This is a genomic window from Sphingomonas sp. Leaf34, assembly GCF_001421805.1.
Lineage (GTDB): Bacteria > Pseudomonadota > Alphaproteobacteria > Sphingomonadales > Sphingomonadaceae > Sphingomonas.
The window spans coordinates 719,157-737,648 of record NZ_LMLC01000001.1; the positions used below are offsets into that span (position 1 = coordinate 719,157).

The 18,492-nt window shown below is 67.5% G+C and carries 8 protein-coding genes; all 8 read right to left on the bottom strand.

All coding sequences use genetic code 11. From position 1 onward, the window contains the following. Window positions 1–102: 102 nt before the first annotated feature. Window positions 103–2,109 carry an alpha-L-fucosidase gene (locus ASF00_RS03305; RefSeq protein WP_055874035.1) on the bottom strand — a complete coding sequence of 669 codons (2,007 nt, stop codon included), beginning with the start codon at window positions 2,107–2,109 and terminating at the stop codon, window positions 103–105. Further along, window positions 2,106–4,418, bottom strand: coding sequence for a GH92 family glycosyl hydrolase (locus tag ASF00_RS03310; RefSeq protein ID WP_055874038.1), 2,313 nt, complete (start codon window positions 4,416–4,418; stop codon window positions 2,106–2,108). The genes ASF00_RS03305 and ASF00_RS03310 overlap by 4 nt, the downstream gene beginning before the upstream one ends. After that, window positions 4,415–5,848: a glycoside hydrolase family 125 protein gene (locus tag ASF00_RS03315; protein ID WP_055874042.1), complete on the bottom strand. Its 1,434-nt coding sequence runs from the start codon at window positions 5,846–5,848 to the stop codon at window positions 4,415–4,417. Before ASF00_RS03315 ends, ASF00_RS03310 begins: the two co-directional genes overlap by 4 nt. After that, window positions 5,845–8,406, bottom strand: coding sequence for a glycoside hydrolase family 3 C-terminal domain-containing protein (locus tag ASF00_RS03320; RefSeq protein ID WP_055874045.1), 2,562 nt, complete (start codon window positions 8,404–8,406; stop codon window positions 5,845–5,847). The genes ASF00_RS03315 and ASF00_RS03320 overlap by 4 nt, the downstream gene beginning before the upstream one ends. 92 nt (window positions 8,407–8,498) lie before the next feature. After that, window positions 8,499–11,111 carry a beta-mannosidase gene (locus ASF00_RS03325; RefSeq protein WP_055874048.1) on the bottom strand — a complete coding sequence of 871 codons (2,613 nt, stop codon included), beginning with the start codon at window positions 11,109–11,111 and terminating at the stop codon, window positions 8,499–8,501. Beyond that, complete coding sequence (locus ASF00_RS03330) at window positions 11,111–13,399, bottom strand: beta-N-acetylhexosaminidase (RefSeq protein ID WP_055874051.1); 2,289 nt, start codon at window positions 13,397–13,399, stop codon at window positions 11,111–11,113. Before ASF00_RS03330 ends, ASF00_RS03325 begins: the two co-directional genes overlap by 1 nt. After that, entirely contained in the window at window positions 13,396–15,501 is a 2,106-nt protein-coding gene (locus tag ASF00_RS03335) for a glycoside hydrolase family 2 protein (RefSeq protein WP_235525622.1), read from the bottom strand. Before ASF00_RS03335 ends, ASF00_RS03330 begins: the two co-directional genes overlap by 4 nt. Before the next feature lie 149 nt (window positions 15,502–15,650). Further along, the gene (locus ASF00_RS03340; protein WP_055874057.1) at window positions 15,651–18,461 is read right to left on the bottom strand and encodes a TonB-dependent receptor; all 2,811 of its coding nucleotides are present in this window, start codon (window positions 18,459–18,461) and stop codon (window positions 15,651–15,653) included. Window positions 18,462–18,492 lie beyond the last annotated feature (31 nt).

Consider the following 18,492-nt stretch of genomic DNA (forward strand, 5'->3'; position numbering starts at 1 on the left):
GACGGAGGGGGAGGACACGCAACAGCCGTTTCCCTTACCTCCCCCTCCGACTGGCAAGCGCCAGCCACCTCCCCCTGGCGGGGGAGGATCGATATTGGTCGCTTACGGTCGGAACGCACCGATCCCGGCGATCGCCATCTTCGGCTGCGCGGTCGCGACGCTGGTGAAGCCCAGCATCAGGTACCGCGCCTGGCGCGGCTTCGCGAAGGTGATGCGCTGCGTCGCGCGGGCATAGGCGATGTTGCCGAACTCCCCCTCGCCCGCGGGCGTCCAGGTCTTGCCGTCCTCGCTCGTCTCGACCCGGTAGCGCCCCGGCGGGCCCGCATCGGGCAGCGCCTGACGCGTCGGCGTCAGGCTGAACCCTGCGACCTGCTCGGCCTTACCCATGTCGATCATCAGCATGATTACGCTCGTGGGCGTCGGCGCAGGCGTCGTCCAGACGGTCGCGAGATCGTCGTCGAGCACCGCCTCCGCACCGGGCAATGTCGGCTTGAGCGCGCCCGCCAGCGATGTCTCGCCCGCGAAGTCCGGCTTGCCCGATTTCATCGCCAGGCTGTGCTGCGTTGCCCCCGCGATCGTCCACCCGGTCTTGGCGATGATCTTGTTGCCCGTCGCCTGCGACGCCACGACCGCAACCGGCGCAACGCTCAGGAACAGCGACAGCTCGGTGATCGCGGGGCACGCGGGTGCCTCGACGATCCGCAGCCGCACGCGGCGCGCGGTGACGGGCGCGGGCAGCCGGACGATCCGCTGGGCGCCGATGCACTCGTGCACCGCGACCTCGCGCCACGCGCCGTTCGCCTCCGCCACATCGATCGCGAACTTCGTCACGCGCACGCCAAGCGCCAGAGCCTCTCGGATCCGGATCAGGTCGAACCGGCGCCCCGGCGGCAGGTCGAGCACCAGCGAGGGCGTCTTCACCGCGTCCGGCGTGCTCCAATAGGTGTCGGGATTGCCGTCGAGCACGTTGGCGGCCGCAAACCGGGGCCCGCGAACCGCCGAAGCGCTCGCCACCGCGCCCTTCGCCAGATCGGTCCTGAAGCTCGCGCGCAACGCATCGCCGAACGATTTGAGCGAGGCGAGATCGGGCTCGGCGATCAGACCGCGACGATCGGGCGGCAGGTTGAGCATCATGTTGGTGCCGCGCCCGACCGACTCGTCGTGGAACTGCATCAGCCGCTGCGGCGACTTCACCTGCAGATCCTCGTCGGCGTGATAGAACCAGCCCGGCCGGATCGACGTGTTGGTCTCCGCCGGCCACCAGAGCGGCGCACCGCGCACGCCCGAATTGCCCTCGGTCTGGACATAGGGATGGTTCGGCATCGTCGGCCAGCACGGATCGCCCGCATGCCCATCCTCGTTCCCGACCCAGCGGATATCCGCGCCGAGCGGATCGAACGTGCACGCCATCGGCTGCAACTTGTGCACCAGCGCGATGATCGACGGCCAGTTGTAATATTTCGGCGCATCGATCTTCCGTGCCTCGCGCGCGCCGCCATAATAGCCGTCGCCGCCGTTCGCGCCGTCGAACCACACCTCGAACAGCTCGCCGTAATTGGTGCACAAATCGGTCAGCTGCGCGCGGAAATACGCGACGTACGCGGGCGTGCCGTAATCGGCGCGGTTGCGATCCCAGGGCGACAGGTACAGCCCGTAGGAAATCCCGCCGCGCCGGCACGCATCGCCCAGTTCGCGGACGATATCGCCCTTGCCGCCCTTGTACGGGCTGTTGCGGATGCAATGCTCGGTAAGCTTGGTCGGCCAGAGGCAGAAGCCGTCATGATGCTTGGCGGTCAGGACGAGGCCGGTCAGCCCTGCGCTCCTGGCCGCCGCGACGATCTGGTCGGGATCGAACGCGGTCGGATCGAACAGCTTGGGGTCCTCGTCGCCATAGCCCCATTCCTTGTCGGTCCAGGTGTTCAGCGTGAAGTGGACGAAGCCGTAACGCTCGCGCTTGTGCCAGGCGAGCTGGCGGACGCTAGGCGTCGCACCCCAGGGGGCAGGCGCACCGACGGGAGCCGTTGCGTTTGCTCGCCCAGCGGCGGCGGTGGCGAGCGTACCGGCGATCAACGCGCGGCGATTGAGATCGCCAGTAAATTTGGGGGTCATCGCGAAACTCCGGTTGTTGCTGGCGGCCGATCCGCGGGTGCGCGGCCGAAATCACGGTTGGGCGTCGCACCCATCTCGAACACGAGCCGTCCGCCGCGGACGATGTCCGCATGCGCAATCCAGCTCTTCGTCCAGGGCCGACCGTTCCACGTCACCGACTGGACATAGGGCCGGTCTGGGCCATTGCCGCGCGCCTCGACGACGAGCGTCCTACCCGCACCGACGCGCATCTCGGCCCGGTCGAACAGCGGCGAGCCCAGCACATAGTTCGCGCTCACCGGATCGACCGGGTACAGCCCGAGCGCGCTCAGCACGAACCACGCGCTCATCTGCCCGCAATCGTCGTTGCCGATGATGCCGTCGGGATCGTCCTTGTACATCTCGGTCAGCAGCCGGCGGACCATGGCCTGCGTCTTCCACGCCGCGCCGCAGTACGCGTACAGATACGCGACATGGTGGCTCGGCTCGTTGCCATGCGCATATTGGCCGACCAGCCCGCTGATGTCGGGCGGCGCGTCCTTGGGCAGCGTCGACGGCGCGTTGAACAGGCCGTCGAGCTTCGCCTCGAACTTCGCATCGCCGCCCATCGCCGCGATCAGGCCGTAGACGTCGTGCTGGTTGAGGAAGGTCGCCTGCCAGCCATTGCTCTCGGTATAATCGCGCCATTTGCTCGAATGGCCGAGCGCGATCGGATCGTAGGGCGTCGCCCATGTCCCGTTCGCGAGCTTCGGCCGCGCGAAGCCGATCGACGCATCGAAGACGTTGCGCCAGTTGCCGCTCCGCTTGCGCAACCGCGCCGCCTCCGTGCTCGCACCCGCCGCATCGGCGAGATGCGCCGAGGCGTAATCGTCATACGCATATTCGAGCGTGCGCGAGACCGACTCGAACACCGTATCGGCGGGGATGTAGCCCATCGTGTCGTACGGCTTGATCCCCAGACTGTTGTCGAGATTGGGCATCGCGAAGTCGAAGGACCGGCGGCGCACGTTCGGCCACGCCGCGGCATAGTTCGCCGGCACGCCCTTCGCGCGCGCCTCCGCCATCACCGACACCGAGTGCCAGCCGATCATGCAGCCCGTCTCGACGCCTTGGAGCGGCCAGACCGGCGGGCCGTACGCGCTCTGCTGCGTCTGCCGGATCAGGTCGCCGACGAGTTCGGCAGTCCGCGCCGGCTCGATCAGCGTGAGCAGCGGATGCAGCGCGCGATACGTGTCCCACATCGAGTAGGAGCTGTACGCACGATCCTTCGTGGCGCCGTCATGCACCTTGCGATCGAGCCCGACATAGCGCCCGTCGACGTCTGAAAAGAGCGTCGGTGCGAGCTGCGCATGGTATAGCGCGCTCGCCATGATCGTGCGCTGCGCCGCCGTGCCGCCCTCGACGGTGACCGCCTCGAGCGCGGGCGCCCAGCGCTTGGTCGCATCGGCACGGTAGCGATCGAAATCCCAATGCCGCGCCTCGGCCGCCAAATTCTTGCGCGCACCGGCGACGTCGACCGCGGAGATCCCGGTGCGGATCACGATCGGCGCGGCGCCGGCGTCGTCATAATGCAGCACCGCCTTGACGCGCTTGCCCGCGACGCCCTTCGCGCCCGCCGCCTGCGGGGCATCGTCATTGCCGTAGAACACGATCCGGTCGGGCTTGCGCGACAGCTGCATCGCGAAGTGGATCCGCCGCCCCTTCGCCCAGCGGAACACGCGGCGGCTGCCGGTGAGCATGCCGGTCGCGTCGAGGTTCAGCGACGCGTCGTCGATCAGCACGCCGTGATCCCATTTGTCGAGGATCAGGTGCGACAGGTCGACCAGGATATGCCCCGCCCCCGCCGGGAAGACGTGGCGCTGGATCCCGGTCCGCTCGGTCGCGGTCAGCTCCGCGCGCACGCCCGATTCCAGCGTCACGCGGTAATAGCCGGGCTCGGCATGCTCGGCCGTGAAGCGCTGGCGATACCCCGCATCCGGATCGGCGAGCGTCCCCGGGGTCAGCTGCACTTTCCCGCGCGTCGGTACCACCAGCACGTCGAGCATGTCGCCGATCCCGGTGCCCGACAGATGCGTGTGGCTGAAGCCCATGATCGACGTATCGGTCCGGTGATAGCCCGAGCACGCATCCCAGCGCTCGACATCGGTGTCGGGGCTGAGCTGCACCATCCCGAACGGCAACGTCGCGCCGGGATAGGTGTGGCCATGCCCGCCGGTGCCGACGAACAGGTCGGGCGCGGTCGTCTTGGTGGGCGTGGCGGCGAACGTCGCGCGTGCGGTCAGCGCAAGCGCGCCGCTTCCAGCAAACAGCATACGGCGGGAAATGGTCATGCGCGGACTCCGAGAAGCGCGGGGCGTTTGGCGGCGATGTCGACGATCAGCTCGCCGAACAGCCCGTTCGCCCAGGCGAACCACGACCGCGTGAATTTCGCGCCGTCGTCCTGGTTGAAGGATTCATGCATGAAGCCGGTGCCGCCATGCGTGGATTTCAGCGAGGCGAGGCTGCGCGCGACGGTCGCGTTGTCACCGGTCTCGAGCGCGTTCAGCGCGTGCATCACGATCGCCATCGGCCAGATCTCGCGCAAGCCCGTATGCGGGCTGCCGATCCCTTCGGCCGCCTTGCCGCTGAAGAAATACGCGTTGTCCTTGCTCCACGCGCGCGCGGCCGTCCGCCGCCAGAGCGGATCGTCGGGCTTCACCGCGCCGAGATAGGCGAGCCCCGACAGGCTCGGCACATTGGCGTCGTCCATGAAGATCGCGTTGCCATAGCCGTCGGTCTCGTACGCCCAGACCGGCTGGCCGTCCGCGCCTTTGGTCACCCCATGCAGCCGCAACGCCGCCTCGACCTCGTCCGCGAGCGCGGTGGCATCCGCCGCCAGCGCCGCATCAGGCCGCGCGCGCGTCGCGAGTTCCGCCAGTTGGCGCAGCGCACGCACCGCGAAGATGTTCGACGGGATCAGGAACGGCAGCACGCACGCATCGTCCGACGGGCGGAACCCGCAATGGATCAGCCCGACCGGCCGCGACGGCGGGCCATAGCCGTCGAGCGGCATGCTCTCGCCGACGATCGGCGACGACCGGCGGAAGCGATACGGCCCCGGCCCGTCCTTGCGCTGCTGCTCGCGGAACGTGCGGATCGACGCGCGCGCGCCGTCCGCCCACAGCGCGTCGAACGGCGCGGTGTCGCCGGTCGCCTGCCAATAGGCGTGCGCGATCCACATCGGGTAGCAGAGCGAATCCACCTCCCATTTCCGCTCGCCGACGCCCGGCTTCATCACCGTGTCGTCGCTGAGCGACCAGCTGAGATTGGTCTTCGCCGACGGGTCGTGCATGAACGCGTTGGCATAGGGGTCGATCAGGATGCACCGCGCCTGCCGCGCGATCAGCCCGCGGAACAGCGTTCGCAACGCCGGATCGCGCTTCGCCAGCGGCAGATACGGATGCACCTGTGCCGAGCTGTCGCGCAGCCACATGCAGTCGATGTCGCCGGTGATGACGAACGCATCGGGCTTGCCGTCCACGCTCCCCATGAACACCGTCGTGTCGAGCGTGTTCGGGTAGCAATTGCCGAACATCCAAGCAAGTTCGGGATCGCCGATCTTCGCCGTGACGCGCGCAATCTCCGCCTCGACCGCGCGGCTGGTGTAGCGGCGATCGGCAAGCTTCGGGCGCTTGCTGACGAACGACGGAGCGGCGGATCGAAGCGGTCCGGCGAGGCCAAGCGCCGCGGCGCCCGCGATGAGCATGCGGCGGTCTATCATTTCGGCAAATCCTTCGTTCCCGTCACGGTGAAGACGGTATCGACCCCCGGCCCGTCGCCTGGCTGGCCACCACCGATATGCAGCCGGTATTCGCCCGACACGACGCGACGAGTGCCCGCCGTATCGACGCTGCTCATGCCCCGTGGGTCGATCGTAAATGCCACGCGAGCGGTCTGCCCCGGCTTCACTGTCTCGCGCCTGAACCCGACGAGCTGGCGTTGCAGCACCGGATCGTTGAAGCGCGGCTTCACCGCCGGTTCGGGTGGCACGAGATACGCCTGCACCACCTCGTCGCCCGCGATCTTGCCCGTATTCTTGACCGGCACCTCGACCGTAAAGCTCTCGCCCGCAGCAATCGTGCTGCGCAGCAATTTGGGTGCAGCATAAGCGAACTGCGTGTAGCTCAGCCCGTGGCCGAAACCCCAGAGCGGCGTGCCCGTGAAGTAGCGATAGGTCCGCTCGCGCATGTTGTAATCGATAAACGCGGGCAGATCGCGCGTCTTCGCGTAGAACGTCACCGGCAGTCGCCCGCCAGGATTGCTCCTGCCAACCAGCGTATCGGCGATCGCCTGACCGCCCGCCTGGCCCGGATACCAGCCGACCAGGATCGCGTCGGCATGCGCCTTCGCCCAGGTCAGCGCGACCGCGCTGCCCGTCATCAGCACGACGACCAGCGGCTTGCCCGTGGCCTTGGCGGCTTCGAGCAGCTTCACCTGCGCGGCGGGCAGTCCAATATCGGTCCGATCGCCGCCAGAGAAGCCGGCGACCTCGATCTGCAACGCCTCGCCCTCGACCGCAGGCGACAGCCCGACGAACGCGACGATCGCATCGGCCTCCTTCGCCGCAGCCACCGCCTCGGCGATCTGCGCATCGGCGGGTGCGGTCCAGGTCAGCCGCAGCCCCTGATCCTCGCCGCTATGCGCCAGCTCGACCCGGATCATATGCGCGCCCGCGGCCAGCGCGACCGCCGCCTCGACGCTCTTGCCGCTGCCATCGTCATCAGCGACCAGCTTGTCGTCGATCCACAGGCGCGCCGGATCATGCCCCTTGCAGTCGAAGCAGCGCGGCACGTCGAGCCGGAACACGTAATCCCCCGCAGCCGGGGCAGTCACCGTCCCCGTCCAGCGCACCGAGAACGCGGCTGGATCGATCCCCGGTGCGGGCGCGGTGCGATCCCAGTCGAAGTCGATCGTCCGGTCCGCGCGTACCACCGGCGTCCCCGCGAAATCGCTCCCCCGGAAATATTCAGCCCGCAGCGACAGTGCGGTATCGGGTACCGGCACGGGCACGCCCTCGGCGATGCTCGATCCTTGCGCATAGTGGACACCGCCAAACGCCGTCCGCAGCGCCGCAAGCGGCGTGACGGGCGCCGCCGCGGTCCCGTGATAATTCGCCTCCAGCACGTCGATGCTGTCGGCGTTCGGCCCGATCACCGCGATTCTGGCCGACGGTTTGAGCGGCAGCACGCCATTGTTCTGGACCAGCACCATCGCCTTGCGCGCCGCCTCCAGCGCCAGCGCACGGTGCGCGGGCGTGTCGAACTCGGTCGGCTTGATTGTGTCCCACGGACTCGTCGCGCCGAACGCGCCACCGAGCATCCGCCGCACCGCGAACGTCCGCGTCAGGCTCGTGTCGAGCGTTGCCTCGGGCACCAGCCCTCGGCGCACCGCATCGCCGAGCGCCGCGTAGGTGCGGCCGCAATTGAAATCCATGCCCGCGGCAATCGCAGCGGCGGATCCGCCCGCGGCATCGGGCCGGTAATAATGATAGTTCGCGATATTCCCGACCGCATCGCAATCGGACACGATCAGCCCCTTGAAGCCCCATTCCTTGCGCACCGTCTGGTCGAGCAACGGGGCCGACGCGCAGACCGGCACGCCGTGAATCGCGTTGTACGCGCACATCGTCGACAGCGCGCGCCCCTCGGTCAGCGCCATCCGGAACGCAGGGAGGAACGTCGCCTCGCGATCATGCGGCGAGATATCGACGTCGAACCCGTCGCGCCCCGCCTCCGGCCCGCTATGCGCGGCGAGGTGCTTCGGCGTGCCGATGACCTTCGGGTGCGCGAGATCCGGCCCCTGCAACCCGCCGATGAACGCAACGCCAAGACGCCCCGTCAGATACGGGTCCTCGCCATACGTCTCCTGCCCGCGACCCCAGCGCGGATCGCGGAAGATGTTGATGTTGGGCGACCAGATCGTCAGTCCCTGATAGCGCGCGCGGTCGCCCGCCGGCAGCGCGTTGGACTTTGCGCGCGCCTCGGTCGACACGACGTCGCCGACGCGCCGCAGCAGCGCCTCGTCCCAGGTCGCGGCAAGGCCGATCGCCTGTGGGAACACCGTCGCGACGCCGTTGCGCGCGAGCCCGTGCAGCCCCTCGTTCCAGTAATCATAGGCCGGCAGGTTGAGCCGCGGGATTGCCGGCGCGACGCTCTGCAACTGCGCGACCTTTTCGTCGAGCGTCATGGTGCGGACGGCCGGATCGACCGTCTGCGCGAGCGCCGACGACGCGAGCAACAGGCCGATCGGGGCAAGCGCGAGCCGCGCAACAGCCGTCATCCTGGGCTCGACCCAGGATCCAGGGCCACGGGCGGCGCGGTTCGTGGCTCTGGATCCCAGCTTTCGTTGGGATGACGGGGTGGTGATGCGCATCACGACTTCACCGCCGCGATACCCGCCAGTGTGCGGACCGTCAGCGCGCGTCGCAGCGCCGCCTCGGACTCCTTGGACGCTACAGTCACCGTGACACTCTCCCCCGGCAGCAGATCGAACGCATTGTCCGACGGCGTCGCCTCGAGCTTGCCGAAATCGATCCACACCGCGCGCGCCAGCTTGCTCGCGGTCAGCGTCAGCCGATCGCCCGCCCATGTCGCGGTCAGCCCCGGATCGGGCAGCGTCATCGTCTTGGGCGCCGCCGACACGAGCGCGCGCGAGGTCACGCGGCCGTCCACCACCAACTCCGCCACAGCGATCGTCCGCGCCGGATCGCCACCCGCGAACAGCGTCGCATCGGGCAGGGTCGCGACCGGAGTCGCCGACAAAGGCGCAAGCGTCGCCGGCGTTTCGGTCGCCGCCAGCACCTTCCCGTCGACGTCGAGCGTCCGCACGCGCCACACCGCCTGCGTAGGCGTCGTCGCGTCGGAAATCAGGCTGATCTTGGTCGCGCCATCCTTATGCTCGGCGGCAATTGCCAGCGGCGCATAGAAATGCCGCGCGCGATATTGCAGCGCCTTCCAGCGGCCGTAATAATCGATGCTTGCCCAGGACGCGCCCGGCCAGACGTCGTTGATCTGCCAGAACAGCGACCCCATCGTCACCGGCCGGCACGCCCGGTGATGCAGCGCGGCGAGTTCGATCCCCTCGGCCTGCATCATTTGGCTGAGATATACGAACTCGGCGAAGTCGCGCGGCTCGCGGTACTTCTCGCGGATGTAGAACAGCAGCCGGTCGTTACCCTCGCCCTTCAGGAACTTCTGGTGCGCCTTCATCACCGGCGAGGTCGGCGAGAAGTCCGCGTCGGTCGCAAAGCTCCGGATCGTCTTCATCTCGGGCATCGACTGCAGGCCATATTCGGACATGAAGCGCGGGCAGCTGTCGAGATACGCCTCGACCGGTTTTTTACCGCCCCACACGTCCCAGTAATGCCGGTCGCCATCGGTATCTATGTCGGGCTTGTCCTCGTAATTGTTGCTCGGCGAGCCCGGCCAATAGACCGCATCGGGATCACGGCGCTCGGCGGCATCGCGCAGCACGCGGTCGAAGAGCACCGCCATGCCGACGCCGATCCGCTCCTGCTCGTCCGCGCCGACCGCCTTCTTGTACGCGATCCGGTCGGACCAGTTCGCCCAGCCGCTCAGCACTTCGTTGTTGCCCGACCACAGCACGATCGAGGGGTGCGCCTGGAGCCGGTCGACCTGTTCCTCCGCCTCGATCCGCACGGTCTCGCGGAAGTCGCGATCGGGGGGCGTCACCGCGCCGCCGAACATGAAGTCCTGCCACACCATCAACCCCATCTGGTCGGCAAAGTCGTAGAATGCGTCGTCGAGGTAATAGCCGCCGCCCCATATGCGGATCATGTTCATGTTGGCATCGCGCGCGCCGGCCATGACGGTGCGGATCTGGCTCTCGGGCACGCGCGCGGGGAACATGTCGAACGGGATCAGGTTCGCGCCCTTGGCGAACACGGGGATGCCGTTGACGACGAACGCGAACCCGCGGCCCTGCGCGTCCTTCTCGCGGCGGAGTTCGACGGTGCGCAGGCCGGTGCGGCGCTGCGCGGTGTCGATCGTCGTGGTTCCGTCGGTCAGCGTCGCCTTCACGGTATAGAGCGGCTGCGCGCCATAGCCCGCCGGGAACCAGCGTTGCGGATTGGCGATGCTCACCGGCACCGCGACATGGCTCGCACCCGCCGCGACCGTGACGGTCCGCGCCGCCTGAGTCACCCGACCATCGGGCCCCGTCACCGCGACCTGCACCGTGACCGGCCGCTCCGCGCCCGCCACCACGTCGAGCTCGGCCGACAGCCGCGCTTCGGTCCTGGTCAGCGCTTCCTGCGTCACGCGAAACGCCTCGATCCGTGCGTCGTCCCACGCCTCGATCCGCGCGGGCCGCCAGATGCCCTGCGTGACGATCCGGGGGCCCCAGTCCCAACCATATTGGTATTTGGGTTTACGGATATAGGGCGACGTCTGCTTGCCCATCGGCTCGTCGCCATAGATCGAATCATATTCGCCGGGCAGCGGATTGGCGGTCTTGAGCACCATCGGCTGCAACGTGCGGATCGGCGAGCGGAAGGTGACGAGCAGGTCGTTCGCACCGGGCTTGAGCACCGCCTTGACCGGCACGCGCCAGCGCCGGTGCGCATTGTCCGCGGCGAGCAGCTTCGTCCCGTTCAGCCGCACCTCGGCAAAGGTATCGAGCCCGTCGAACACCAGGTCGACATGATCGCGCGCGAGTTGGTCGGGCGTCATGCGCAGCGTGGTGCGATACTGCCAGTCGGTCAGCCCGACCCACTGGATCTTCGCCTCGTTGAGCCCCTTATACGGATCGGGCACGATCTTCGCCGCCATCAGGTCGGTCTGCGCGCTGCCCGGCACGGTCGCGCGCAACCAGCGCGCCGCCTTGGGATGCGCCTTCGCCGCCGCGGTATCGGCCGGATCGATCCGCATCGACCAGCCGCTGTCGAGCACGACGCTGGTGCGCGGTGCCGCCCAGGCCGGGGTCGCAGCAATAGCGGCGAGCAACAAAAGAGCCGTGCGCCGCATCACTTCTTCTCCAACAGCTGCATCGATTCGACCGCGTAGAACGGCGACTCCATCGACGCCGTGAACGTCAGGCAGATATCCGCATCGCCCTTCCCCTGCGGCAACGTGCCGCGGAAGGTCATGCGGTTGGGGCTGGTCGCCGGGTTCGGCAGCGGGAACGTCCCCGCGATCGCGCCGTCGCAGCCGCCGGTGTGCACCACGAGCTCGCCATACGTCGTCACCGCATAATGCCGCCGCAGCGCCTTCTCGTCATGCGCCAGCCCGTAATGCCGCGGCAGGCGGGCGACATCGACGGTGAAGCTCCGCGCGATATCGAGCGGCGCGGCGGGGTACATCGTGCATGTGTCGAAGATGTTGACGTTGAACACCGGCGTGTTCGCGGTCGCCTCCGACGTCAGCGGCACGCGCAGCCCGATCGCGCCATCGGGGCATGCGACGAGGTCCGAACTCGACCGGCGCAGCAGCGCGGCACGGCTCGTCTCGAACAGCCGCGGTTCCGCGGTCGGATGGCCATCGGTGGTGAAGGCGGCGGCGCGCACGGTAGTGCCGGGTTTGAGCGACAACGGCGCGGCATAGGCCTTGGACCGCGCGGTCGGCACCTTGCCGTCGAGCGTGTAGCGGATCGTGCCATAGCCCGTCTGCGTCGCGAGCGTCACCGGCACCTTGCCGCGACGCAGCGCATCGCCGCGCGTGCCGGCCATCGTGAAATCGACCGCGAAGGCGCTGTCGGCGGCGGCGATCCCGGCACGGGCGTAGCGTCCCATCTGCGGTTCGAGGCGCGACACGAATCCGTCGAAATCGCGAACCGACTTCGGCGACCACGTCCGCTCCGCCAGCGCCGACAGCCGCGGGAAGACCGCGTGTTCGACCTGCTGCGGCGTCACAAGATATTCGCTCCACGCGTTGATCTGCGCGCCCAGCACATGCTTCGCCTTGTCGGGCGCCACCCCCGCCGGCTCGGGCTCGTAAGCATACACCCGAGCGAGCGGCACGATCGCATCGCCGTTCGAGATGCGGCCTGGCGGTTCGTCGCTGCGATTGCTCTGCAGGCTGTCGAGATACATTATCGGCGCCGGGCTCAGCACCACGTCATGCCCCTGGTTCGCCGCCTCGACCGCGCCCTTCTCGCCACGCCACGACATCACCGACGCCGATGGCGGCAGCCCGCCTTCGAGAATCTCGTCCCAGCCGATCAGGCGGCGACCATGCTTGGCAAGATACTCGCCGAGCTGGTCGATCATCCAGCTCTGCATCTGCATCTCGGTCTTGAGCCCGAGCGTCTTCATCTTGGCCTGCACCGCGGGCGACCGCTGCCACTGGTCCTTGACCGCCTCGTCACCGCCGAGATGGATGAACTGCGACGGGAACACCTCCATCAGCTCGTCGAGGACATGCTTGATGAAGGTCATGCTGCGATCCTCCGGGCTGAACAGCCACGGGTTCACGCCCCAGTCGTGACCGACCGCAGGCCGATCGCCGAGCACACCGACTTCGGCGGGATACGACGCGACCGCCGCCTGCGCATGGCCGGGCAGGTCGATCTCGGGCACCACGGTGATCGCGCGCTCGTGCGCATAGGCGACCAGCGCCTTGAGCTCGGCCTGCGTGTAGAATCCGCCGACCTTCTCGCCCGGAGCACCACCCGCCGACGGCGGCGTCCGCCACGCGCCGATCCGAGTCAGGTCGGGATAGCGCTTGATCTCGACGCGCCAGCCCTGATCGTCGGTCAGATGCAGATGGAGCACGTTCATCTTCTGCGCGGCGAGCTGATCGACCATCGCGTACAGCGTCGGCATCGGCACGAAGTGCCGCGCCGGATCGATCATCAGCCCGCGCCACGTGAAGCGCGGCGCGTCGCGGATCGTCATCGCCGCGAGCACGACCGGCTTGCCGACCGCCGCATCGGGGCTGAGCAACTGCGCCAGCGTCATTGCGCCGTGGACGAGCCCCGCGTCACCGCTCGCCGCGATCGTCACGCCCTTCGCATCGACGCTCAGCACATAGGCCTCGTCGCCCGCCACGCTCGCATCACGCACGAACCGGATCGGCCCCGTACCCGCGTCGCTCGTCAGCGAGAGCCCGCGGACGATCTTCACCTGCTGCGCGAGCAGCTTGGCCGCGATCTTCGCGCCGGCATCGCCCGTGACGATCCCCGCCCCCTCGCCGATCGTCAGCGTGCCGGCCTTCGCCTCGATCGAGGCGGGCATCGGTATCAGCTTCGGCCCCTCGGCCACCGCCGCGGTCGAGGTCATCAGCAGCGCGAACACCAAAGGGCGGAGACGGATCATGTAGGGTCCTTCGGCATGTGCGCTGGGTCGGGGGGATAGACGGCCGAGCCGGCCTTGAACGGTTCATAGTCGCGGACGAAGCCGCCTGCGCGCGCGCCCTCCGCGGTCAGGATATCGACGGTGACGGTGACGGGCGTGAGACGGCCCGACCAGCTGGCGGACACCGTCGCGGTGCCCCCCGGCGCGATTACGGGAAGCGACTGTTCGCCCTCGCCGAGCACCACGCGATCGCCGCCGATCGCGCGCCAGTGCAACCGCGCACCGACCAGCGGATAGGAGGGCAAGGCCCCCTTTACGGCGCCCAGGACGGTGACGGTGAGGCCGGTCGGCGTCTCGCCCGCCATCGTGAGATCGACCTTCGCGGAGACCGCACGGTTGGCGGCTTCCCACGCGAAATAGCTCGGCCGGCGCTGACGGTCGGGATCGACCAGACCGTGGTCGACATACCCGTCCGCGAGCCCTGCGAAGAGGTTCTTGTTCGAGCGATAATCCGCATAGCTCCAGAAGATCGCGCCACCGATCCAGGGCCGCGTCGCGAACGCCGCGAGCTGGTCCTTGAGATTGTCGGTGCGCGCCACGTCGGCGCTCGCGCTGTCCTTCGAAAACGGCCCCGGCCAGCCGAATTCGGAGATGACGAGCATCCGGTCCGGATACGCCTTGTCGAACGCATCGAGCCACGGGCCTACTTTGCCCGCGGCGCCGCTCCAGGTTCCGAAATAGGCGTTGGCCATGACGAAGTCCGCCTCGACCAGCGCGGGCACGCGGACCGGACGCTCCGCGATCTGCGAGTCCGCGAAGGTCACGAACCGGCCGGGATCGATCGCGTTGATATGCGCCTTCATCGCACGCACGAACGCGAGCCCCTGCGGCGTGGCCGCCTCGCTCTCGTTCATCACGCTCCACGCGAGCACGCTGGGATGATTGCCGCTTTCGGCGATCATCTCGGTCGTCATAGCCTTCGCGCGGACGAGCAGCCGGGGGTCGCCAAGCTGCGCCGCGGTCATCTGCCAGATCGGGATTTCCGGGATCAGCAGCATGCCAGCGCGGTCTGCCGCATCGAACACGCTCTGCGGCTGCGGATAATGCACCGGCCGCGTCAGCGTGACGTGCAGCGCGTTCAAATCGCGCATGTCGTGCAGGATCGTGCCGCGCGTCTCTGCGGCGCCTTCCCACGGCGAATCCTCGTGCCGCGTGACGCCGGTCAGCCGCACCGCGACATCGTTGACGTAGAGTTTCCGGTCGCGCAGCGCGAGCGTGAGCAGACCGACGGTGTCCTCGCGCCGGTCGAGCACCACGCCCTTCTCGTCGCGCAGCTCGGCAACGATCCGATAGAGCTTCCCCGCGCCGATCTGCCACCGCTGCGGCTTGGCGATGATCAGCGCGGCATCGGACGTCCCCGCCGACGACCCCGCAACCGTCAAACCCGCGAAGGCCCGCGCGACCATGCGGCCATCCGGATCGATCGCGATCGTCGTCAGCGAATAACTATGCGGCGTCAGGTCGACATTCTCGATTGCGATGCCACTCGTGACGGTCGCGCTGTCGGCCTTCAGAACCTGCCGGATACGCTGGCGGCGGATCAGTCCGCGCTCGGCGATCCGCAGCGACACGTCGCGCGTGATCCCGCCGCTATGCCACCAGTCGTACCAGACGTTCCCCGAGCCCGCCAAGCGCATCGCATAGCCCGGGATCGTCGCGAACCCCGGCCGATCGTCGGCGGCGACGACGATCCGGTTCGCACCCGCCTTCAGCACCTTCGAAACGTCGAGATCGAACGCGGTGTGCCCGCCCTCGTGCGTCCCGACGAGCGTCCCGTTCACCCATACGCGTGCCGCATAGAATACGGCGTCGAATTGCAGTTCGAGATGCTTGCCGATAAATGCGTCGGGCACGACCAGCGTCCGCGCATACCAGCCGACGCCTTCGGCGCCAGCGCCTCGCGTGGCTGGCCAGCTATGCGGGACGACCACGCTTTCCGCACCCACCGGATCGCCGGCGAGCCATGCCGGATCGGCCGGCGCATCTTTCGCCAGCCAGAAACGCCAGCCGGCATCGAGATCGATCCGTTCAGCCGAGGCCGGCGACGGGAGCAGCATCAGCACGGCCAAGGCGAATCCGGCACGCCTGTGCCGGATTCGCTGCCGCACTGTCCTGATACATCCCGATATCATGCCGTGACTTTATACTTTCGGTCGCGACGGGGCGGCGCGTCTTGCCACGCGCCACGCCGTCGGAAGCCGCTTCGTCCAGCCTACATGCGGAACGAGAGCGATGCCGAGAACGTCCGGCCGTTCTTGTAGAACGCGGTCGGGCGATCCGGCGTACCGTTATACTGGAGATACGTCTCGTCGAGCAGGTTCTGCGCGTTGACCGACAGCGTCACCGCCGGCGTCACGTTGAACCCGGCCGAGAAATCGAGCTGGTTGTACGGTGCCACCATCTCGCGCGAGCCCAGACGACCGATCGTCCGGAAATAGGCGGTGCGGTAGTTGTAGCTCAGACGTGCCTGGAACGGACCGCTCTCGAAATACGGGATCACGTTGACGGTGTGCTTCGACAGATACGGCAGGTTGAGCGCCGCACCGCTGACATCGACCGACGAGGTGTCGCTGTCCTGGTACGAATAGTTCGCCTGGAGCCCGAACCCGCCCCAGATCTCGGCCTGGCCCGAGACCAGCACGCCGTTGACCTTCGCCTTGGCGCCGTTGATCGGCTGGCTGACGTTGTAGGTCGTGATCCGGTTCTGCAGCGCGTTGAAGTAATCGACGTTCTGGCGCGAGCTGATGATGTAGTTCTTGATGTCGCGACGGAACAGCTCGACCGCCAGCAGCGTCCCCGAACGCGGATACCATTCCGCGGTCAGCTCGTAGTTGGTCGACTCATATGGCTTGAGGTTCGGGTTGCCGCCGCCGCCGTCGAGAGTCGTGTCGTTGAGCGAGGTCGCCGCCGCCAGATCCTGATAGCGCGGCCGCGAGATCACCTTGGCCACCGCGCCACGCACGATTACCGTCGGCGACACCGAATAGGCGATGTTGAGGCTCGGCAGGAACTTCAGGTAATCGGTCACCGTCCGCGTCGGCACCGGCTGCGGATTGGCCACCCCACTCGGCGTCGTCGCATAGTTCGAGATGTCGCGGGTATAGACCATCCGGCCACCGATGTTGCCGCGGAACCCGCCCTGGTCGAAATTGGCCTGCGCATAGGACGCGACGACCGTCTCCTTGACCTTGGTCGACGCACCGATCTTGGTCACCAGCGGGCTGTTGATCGCCCCCGACAGGATGTCGATCACCGACTGCTGCGGCAGGTTGAGATAGCTGGTCGCATTGCCCATGCCGCCGCTGCCGTCGAACGTGCCGTCGGGCGTGACGAGCGCGGTCGCGCCGAGCTGCGCGATCGTCTGCGACGACTGGAGATACGTGTTGATGCCGCGCGCATCGATCCGGTTGATATGGTCGGTCACGCGGCTGCCGAGCATGATCTCCGTGAACGGACCGAAGTCGACGGGAATCGTCGCGTCGTAGCCGCCGAAGATGTCGCGGTCGGTGGTGACGCTGAAGTCCTGCCCGCCGATCTGTGCCGCGTTCAGCTGCGTGCCGTTGACGATGACCGGACGGCCCTCGATCTGCGCCGGGTTGTTGTTGGGGTTGGTGAAGTAGTTCGCCGGATTGGTCTGGTCGCCGACGAAGTTCACCGTCGAGCTGTTGTTCGTGAAGGCATAGCTGTACGGCAGCTTGGTCTGCACGTTGAACAGATATTCGGGGTTACGCCCGCCGACCGCCTTGCTCCAGCCGCCTGCGAACGACACCTTGGCGCCGGCATCGCCTTCGTAATCGGCGAAGAAGTTGATGTTGTCGGTCTTCAGCTTGGTCTTGCGGACCAGCGTGTCGAGCTGTGCGCTCTGGCTCCTGGCGGCGCCGAACGACGCCGCGTTGACCACGCCGTTGCTGATATTGGCCGACTGCAGCACGTCGCCGGTCCACGCGCCGGGGATCGTGTACATCGACTGGCTGTAGTTGTTGTAGTTGCCGTTGATGTGCAGACCGTTGAGCGTGAGGGTCAGCTCCGACGTCGGGCGATACTGCATCGTCCCCGACACGCTCTTGCGCTCGCGCGTCTGCTGGAAATAGGCATAGTTGATGCCGAACGGCGATGCCGCCTTGTAGAGATCGGCGATCGTGCCGCCGGTGATCGTCGCGCCGGGGCTCTTGAGGCTCAGCGTGCCGTCGGCCGCGCGGTTGACGAACGGGCTGTTGTAGGTGCCGTCCGCGTTCGGCGCGACGTTGTCATAGCCGAAGAACTCGACGCCTGCGCGCGTCAGGCTCTGCTTGTCGTAGGTCGCCGCGACCAGGACACCGAACGTCTCGTTCTTGTTCTTCCAGCTGTAGAGACCCGAGCCACGAACATTACCTTTGTCCGAGCGGTCGTTGTACGAATAGCCGCCCGAGGCGAAGATCGCATTGGCCTTCAGGTCGAGCGGACGGCGCGTGCGGACGATGACGGTGCCGCCGAGGCTGCCTTCCTCGATCCGCGGCTCGGGCGACTTGTAGACCTCGAGGCGGTCGACCAGCTCGGGGGCGAGCAGCGAATAGTTGAAGGTGCGGCTCGACGGGTCGTTGTCGTTGCCACCCCAGTCGGCCGAGGCGAGCGCATGGCCGTCAAGCAGCATGCGGTTGAGTGCGGGGTCGGTGCCGAGGATCGCGACCTTCTCGCCCTCACCGAAGCGACGGTCGATGCTGACGCCGGGAATGTGCGACAGCGATTCGGCGACGTTGCGATCGGGGAACTTGCCGATATCCTCGGCCGAGATCACGTCGACGACCGCGTTGGCCTGGCGCTTGACCGCGATCGCGCTGCGCAGGCTGCCGCGGATGCCGGTGACGACGATGTCCTGCTCCGCATCGACGGTGGCTGGCGCACCGTTCTGCGTGTCCGAGCCGGCGGGCGTGGTCGTCGGGGGCGCGTCTGCGACCTGAGCCATCGCCGACGGGGCGACGAGGGACCCCGCAAGACCGAACACGACCGCGCTCGACGCCAACAAAACCTGCTTACGGAAAACCATCGTCAAAGCCCCTTCCCAATCGACGCCGCAG